The following is a 2,652-nucleotide window of genomic DNA, read 5'->3' as shown; positions in this document are numbered from 1 at the left end:
CGTGCGTCCGCGTGCTGAACCTCAAACCCGGGGAGAAGCTTGGCGAATTTCGGTTCCTCTGCACAAGAGGTCGGAACGGTTCGGGAAGGAAGAGAAACAATCTGCGGGAATGGGCGGCATCGTCCCCGCAAAGCCGGTCAAGCGGTGCGCTTCGTCCCGGCGCCGGAGCTATGTGGGGCGAGACGTGATAATCGGTGCTGCTTGTTCGTAGCACTTCATAGGCAAGCCGTTAAGCTGCTCACACGACATCATGCCTCGTCGGCTACCAATCTTAGAAATCTGTATGACGATGAGGAACGTCCTAACGGTCCGGCTTTGCGCATCGCGGCCGCAATAACTGGGTGAGTCGGTAGTTCACCGCCTCGGCCGTCCAGTCGAGTACGTCTATCCTAGCAGCGTCATCCATGTGAACGCTGCCTCACCGTTGCAGATTAAGGCCATTCAGGTGATGACCCAGGCCAGTGCTGCGTGCACGTACCGCAGGACATCTGCGAGAACTGATCAGTACGGCCCCCGGACGCCGAGAACCAGATATCGCGGCCCTCAGCTCATCGTCGAGCCACTGCACATGTCAGATATGTTTTATCCCGCCTCACGGGCATTTGTTCTCGGTGCGGCAATCCGGCGCGAAGTAGGACTTCGTCACTGCAATTCTTCGGCGGGCATGGGTATAATGTGTGATTCTAAGGGATCGGTAGGACCGCGAAAAGGTCCGCCGAAAGGCAGACCTTCGTGTGTCCAGATAATTCGCTTCGCTCATTGAACGGCCCTGTCCTGGCTCCGGGCAAGCCGAAAGAGCGGTCGACGACCGAGGAAGCTGAGCCAACCTCGCCTGACCTTGAAGCTCGCCTCCACTCTGCCAAGGCCGATCGCATTACCGCCCCTCTGCGGCACCGCACGTTCCGCCGCATCTGGACCGCCAGCCTGGTGTCAAATCTCGGTAGTTTGGTACAGGGAGTCGGGGTGGCCTGGGCTATGACCGAAATGTCATCGTCAGCGGACAAGGTCGCGCTGGTCCAAACCGCTCTCGGATTGCCGGTGATGCTCATTGCGATTCCGGCCGGCGCAATTGCTGACCTGCATGACCGGCGCATCGTGGCATTGATTTCACTCGGTATTGCACTGACCGCCAGCGCTACGCTGGCGGTACTCGCTTTGCTGGGATTGCTTACGCCGGACCTCTTGCTTGGTCTCTGCTTTGCAGCAGGCTGTGGCACCGCGATGTTGGGACCCGCGTGGCAGGCGGCAGTGGGCGAGCAAGTGCCTCCACAAGCCCTGCCCGCCGCAGTTGCGTTGAATGGCATCAGCTACAACATCGCGCGGAGCGTAGGTCCGGCAGTCGGGGGTATCATTGTGGCCTCCGCCGGGACCGTAGCCGCGTTCACATTCAACACGATCTCGTTCGTGCCACTTATCGCCGCGCTCTATCTATGGAAGCGCGCAAGTGAGCGGTCGCGTCTCCCACCGGAACGGCTCGGCCATGCCATCCTGTTGGGCGTCCGGTACATCACGAACTCGCCACCTATTATGATCGTGTTGGTCCGAACGATCATATTCGGGTTGGTCAGCGGAGCTATCCTGGCGCTGTTGCCAGTGGTCGTACGTGATCGCCTTCTCGGTGGCGCGCCAACTTACGGCGTGATGCTGGGCGCCTTTGGCCTGGGAGCCATTTTGGGAGCGATCAATATCTCGCTGGTGCGCGAGCGCTTAAGTAGCGAAGCCGCCATGAGATGCTGCACGCTGTCCATGGCAGCGGGTATTGCAACTCTGGCACTAAGCCACAATCCGTTGATGGCTGCGTTCGGATTGGTTCTGGCTGGTACAGGGTGGACGTTGTCTTGGACGCTCTTGAACATCGGCGTACAGCTTTCTGCACCCCGCTGGGTTGCCGCGAGGTCTCTGGCGGCGTACCAGGCCGCCGCATCCGGCGGTCTTGCCATAGGCAGCTGGGGGTGGGGACATCTCACCGACATCGCCGGCGTTGAAACAGCGCTGCTTGTCGCAGCCTCGCTGATGCTGGCATCTCCTCTGGTCGGCCTACGATTGCGGATGCCTTCTGTTGGTGAGGGTGCCGAAGAGGGAAGCCTCCTCGAAGATCCGCAGGTGCGGTTGCCGGTCAGGGGGCGCGACGGACCTGTGGTGATCGAGATCGAATATCGGGTGGAGCAGAAAAACGCTCCGGACTTTCGGGAGGCCATGCAAGAGCTTCGGCTCGTCAGGCAGCGCAATGGCGCCTACGGTTGGTCGATCGCACAAAACATGGCAGACCCAGAAGCGTGGATCGAGCGCTATCACTTCCACACCTGGCACGACTACCTGCGCCAGCGCAACCGCTCCACCATGGCCGAGCAAGCTCTGGAAGGCGCTGTGATAAAAGACTACCACGTTGGTCCCGGCAAAGTGCGTGTCCGCCGCACGATCGAGGGTTTTGCTCGGGGATAGCTTGACGCCCGCAGTTGCGGACAACCGGCGGATGCGACCGCAGTGTCGCGTATTAGCGAGATGCTTCTCCGATGGAGATATTACCCCGCCCGGCGAACCGGGCGGGGCTTGGCGGAGGATCTCACTCGCCGTTCTTGCGCGGCCGGGACCAGAGCAGGTTGTAGCCCTCGCCACCTTCGTCGTCGAACAGGCTCGCGTAGATCGGCGCGT

1 protein-coding gene and 1 pseudogene are annotated in these 2,652 nt (G+C 60.7%); one reads left to right on the top strand and one right to left on the bottom strand.

Annotated features, from left to right (window positions below; genetic code table 11):
- The first annotated feature begins 873 nt into the window (after positions 1 to 873).
- Complete coding sequence (locus tag RPS27_RS09070; RefSeq protein WP_232995657.1) at positions 874 to 2,442, top strand: MFS transporter; 1,569 nt, start codon at positions 874 to 876, stop codon at positions 2,440 to 2,442.
- A 121-nt stretch (positions 2,443 to 2,563) separates the two neighbouring features.
- Here RPS27_RS09070 and RPS27_RS09065 read toward each other — a convergent pair.
- Positions 2,564 to 2,652: pseudogene (locus RPS27_RS09065) on the bottom strand (DUF736 domain-containing protein); the annotation flags it as partial.

The sequence above is a fragment of the Bradyrhizobium sp. WYCCWR 12699 genome (assembly GCF_032144035.1).
GTDB lineage: Bacteria > Pseudomonadota > Alphaproteobacteria > Rhizobiales > Xanthobacteraceae > Bradyrhizobium.
Note: the sequence above shows the minus strand (reverse complement) of the source record. Positions and strands in the feature narration are given on the sequence as shown.